Source organism: Pirellulales bacterium (genome assembly GCA_035939775.1).
Taxonomy (GTDB): Bacteria; Planctomycetota; Planctomycetia; order Pirellulales; family DATAWG01; genus DASZFO01.
The window spans coordinates 1-3,915 of the sequence record DASZFO010000267.1 but is presented as its reverse complement, the minus strand read 5'-3'; the positions used below and the strand labels follow the sequence as shown (position 1 = coordinate 3,915).

Below are 3,915 nucleotides of genomic sequence, written 5' to 3'. Positions count from 1 at the left end.
CGGGCATGCGGTGGCGAGAACGCGGCAGCAATAACGTCTGCCATCTGCGAGCGCTCTTCCTCAGCCAACCCGGCCAATGGGAAACCTTCTGGTACGGAACCGCCGTCTGAATCTACCAACTAATAAGACGCTCACCCGAAGCGGCTCGGCGTGATTCCGCCCGGCACGAAGCTGACACCGTGGCCGGACGAATTGGCGAAGTGGGAAACGCTCACCGCGGAACAGAAAAAGCTCTTCGCGCGCCAGGCGGAGGTGTTCGCCGCGTACGTGGCCTATACCGACCATGAAATTGGTCGCGTGATCCAGGCCGTCGAAGACATGGGCAAGCTCGACAACACGCTCATCATTTACATCTCGGGCGACAACGGCACGAGCGCCGAAGGGACGACCGTCGGCACGCCGAACCAGATGACGGCCTACAACGGCATCCTAGACCTACCGATCGCCGAGCAGATGAAGGCTTACAACGCTTGGGGTTCGGCGGCGACCTATCCGCACATGTCGGTGGCGTGGTCGTGGGCGTTCGACACGCCGTTCAAATGGACGAAGCAGGTGGCTTCGCATTTCGGAGGCACGCGGCAGGGGATGTGCATCGCCTGGCCGAATCGCATCAAGGACGCGGGCGGCATCCGCACGCAGTTCCACCACATGATCGACATCGTGCCGACACTCCTCGAAGCCACCGGCATTCATGCGCCGGTGATGGTCAACGGCATTGCACAAAAGCCAATCGAGGGCGTGAGCATGGCCTATACATTCGACAAGGCCAACGCCAATGCGCCCTCGAAGCGCGATACGCAGTATTTCGAAATGTTTGCCAACCGCGCGATTTACCACGACGGCTGGATCGCCTGCACGACCCCGCCCGTTCCGCCGTGGCTCTTGGGCACGGCCAAACTGCCCGATGACGTGGTCAATGGCTACAAGTGGGAACTCTACAACATCGCCGAGGATTATTCCGAGGACAACGATCTCGCGGCGAAGATGCCCGACAAGCTCCGCGACATGAAGGAACTCTTCCTGGTGGAGGCGACGAAATACAACGTGTTTCCGCTCGACAATTCGGTCTTGCCGCGCCTCCTCGCGCCTCGGCCGAGCGCCACCGCGGGACGCACGCTCTTTACGTACTCGGGCGAGTTGCCCGGTCTCCCGCCCAGCGACGCGCCGAGCATTCTAAACAAGTCCTACACGATTACCGCCAATGTTGAGGTCCCGAACGGGGGCGGCGAAGGGATGCTCGTCACCGAAGGAGGCCGATTCGGCGGTTACGGGCTTTACTTGCTCAAGAGTAAACCCGTTTTCCTCTACAACCTGCTCGATCTCGAGCGGTTCCGTTGGGAGGGCAAGGAAGCGCTTGCATCGGGACAACACACGATCGTATTCGACTTCAAATACGACGGGCCAGGTTTCGGCAAAGGGGGAGAGGGCGTGCTGACAGTTGACGGCAAAGAAGTCGCCAGGAAGAAGGTCGCGCACACGATTCCTTTCATCATGTCGATTGACGAGACGTTCGACGTGGGCGTCGACACGCGCACGCCAGTGGACGACAACGACTACCAGGTGCCCTTCCGCTTCAACGGAAAGATCGCCAAGCTCACGATCGAACTGGGTAAGGTAGAATTGACGGACGACGAACGCAGGTTGATTCAAGCCCACATCCTTCGCGCGACGGATTGATGCCGCTAGCGGCTACCGCGAGCCGTTGCGGAGGCGGCCGACGACGAGCGAGGCGTTGTGCCCGCCGAAACCGAAGCTGTTGCTCATCGCGACGGGCACGTCGCGCCGGCGAGCTTCGTTCGGCGTGTAATCCAAGTCGCACAAGGGATCGGGCGTATCGTAGTTGATCGTCGGCGGAATGGTCCCGTCGCGGACCGCCAGGATGGTGAGGATCAGCTCGACCCCGCCGCTCGCGCCGAGCATGTGGCCCAACTGGCTCTTCGTGCTCGAGATGCTGAGCCGATGGGCATGATCGCCGAAGATTTTCTTGACGGCCTTCGTCTCGGCCTGATCGCCGAGCGGTGTGCTGGTGCCGTGGGCATTGATATAGGCGATCTCGTCGGGATTGACTCCGCCGTCGTTCAACGCCCGGCGCATGGCGTTGGCCGCGCCGGCGCCGCTTTCGTCCGGCTGCGTGATATGGCCGCCGTCGGCCGTCGCGCCGCAGCCGAGCAATTCCGCGTAGATTCTTGCGCCGCGCGCTTTAGCGTGCGCGAGTTCTTCAATCACCAAAAGCCCCGCCCCTTCGCTGAGCACAAACCCGTCGCGATCGCGATCGAAGGGGCGGCTGGCCTTGGCCGGCTCGTCGTTTCGCTCCGAGAGGGCCTTCATGTTGGAAAAGCCGGCGATGCCCATCTGAGTGATCGCGGCCTCGGTGCCGCCGGTGACCATGATGTCGGCTTCGCCGTATTGGATCGTCTTGAAGGCGTCGCCGATGGCGTTGGCGGCGCTGGCGCAGGCGGTGGCCACGGCCGTGTTCGGGCCGCGCAGGCCAAACTGAATCGACATATAGCCGCTGGCTGCATTGACCATCAGCTTGGGGATCGTGAAGGCTGAGACTTTATCCGGGCCTTTCTGGATCAGCCGGAGATGCTGCGATTCGATCTCACTGAGGCCGCCGATGCCCGAGCCAAGAATCACTCCGGCTCGAAACGGATCTTCGCGCGAGAAATCGAGCCCAGAATCGCGCACGGCGTCGATCCCCGCCACCAGCGCAAGCTGAGTAAACCGGTCCAGGCGCTTTTCTTCCCTGGCCGATATATACTCACCCGGCGACCAATCGTAGATGTCGCCGGCAAACTTGACCTTGTATCGGGTCGTATCAAACAGGCGCAAGGGGTGAATGCCGCTCTCGCCGCGAAGAATCCGCTGCCAGAGATCCTCAACTTTTAGACTGAGCGAGGTGACCGCCCCCAGGCCGGTGACGACGACGCGTCGTTTTATGCACATGCGGTCAGGATTGGTGTTTCTCGATGTATTCGATGGTTTGCCCGACGGTTTGGATCTTCTCCGCCGCGTCGTCGGGAATATTGATGTCGAATTCTTCCTCGAATTCCATCACGAGTTCAACCACGTCCAACGAATCGGCGCCCAAGTCGTTGACGTAGGACGTTTCCGGGGTGACCTGCTCCTTGTTGACCCCCAACTGCTCGGCCACGATGTCGATGACACGCTCTTTAACGGAAGCCACCTTCGGGTTCCTCCTGTAGATGCAATTAGGGCAACAAAGGCATTAGGCGCCACGCACCCCGCCCATCCCGTGGGTCGCGCGAGCAACGCTGATTTTTTCGACTGCTAGTAGGAAAGCGCCTCAAGATAGAGGATTTCCACAAGTCAGGTCAAGATATACCGAGTTTTTAGCGTTCTGTCTATATCGGAAGCACTTACCGTTTTCAGAGCGCCGAACAAATCCGGCTGGGAGAAGGGGACAGTCCCCGTTTTGCTCCGCGAACTCCGCAAAAGGGGGACAGTCTCCGCCAGATTTGTTAGGCATTTCTAGACCGTAAATCCGCCATCCACGACCAGCACCTGCCCCGTGACGAAGCCGCTGGCCGGGGAGGCGAAATAGAGCACGGCGTCCGCCACTTCTTCCGGCTTGCCGATCCGCTTGGCGGGAATCATTTTCTTGACCACTTCGTCCATCATCGCTTCACCGAGCACCGCGGTCATGTCGGTCTCGACGAAGCCAGGGGCGACCACGTTGACCGTGATCTTGCGGCTCGCCAGCTCCCGCGCAACCGTGCGGCTGAATCCGATCACCGCCGCTTTCGAGGCCGAGTAGTTCGCCTGCCCGGGATTTCCGCGGACTCCGGAAACGCTCGAGATATTGACGATCCGGCCGTAGCGAGCTTGCATCATCGGGCGAGTGGCGGCGCGAGCGAAGAGGAACGTGCCGCGCAGGTTCGTGTCGATCACTTC

The 3,915-nt window shown here is 60.7% G+C and carries 4 protein-coding genes; 1 reads left to right on the top strand and 3 read right to left on the bottom strand.

The genetic code is table 11. The features are described from left to right. Nucleotides 1–150 precede the first annotated feature (150 nt). Nucleotides 151–1,677, top strand: a complete 1,527-nt coding sequence (locus VGY55_16710) for a sulfatase-like hydrolase/transferase (GenBank protein HEV2971620.1) — start codon at nucleotides 151–153, stop codon at nucleotides 1,675–1,677. Between the two features lie 12 nt (nucleotides 1,678–1,689). Here VGY55_16710 and fabF read toward each other — a convergent pair whose 3' ends face one another. The 3 genes from fabF to VGY55_16695 form a co-directional block, all read right to left on the bottom strand. Beyond that, complete coding sequence (gene fabF / locus VGY55_16705) at nucleotides 1,690–2,946, bottom strand: beta-ketoacyl-ACP synthase II (protein ID HEV2971619.1); 1,257 nt, start codon at nucleotides 2,944–2,946, stop codon at nucleotides 1,690–1,692. Between the two features lie 4 nt (nucleotides 2,947–2,950). After that, complete coding sequence (locus tag VGY55_16700) at nucleotides 2,951–3,187, bottom strand: acyl carrier protein (protein HEV2971618.1); 237 nt, start codon at nucleotides 3,185–3,187, stop codon at nucleotides 2,951–2,953. A 305-nt stretch (nucleotides 3,188–3,492) separates the two neighbouring features. After that, nucleotides 3,493–3,915: SDR family oxidoreductase (locus VGY55_16695; protein ID HEV2971617.1), on the bottom strand; the 423-nt coding region annotated here is incomplete at its 5' end.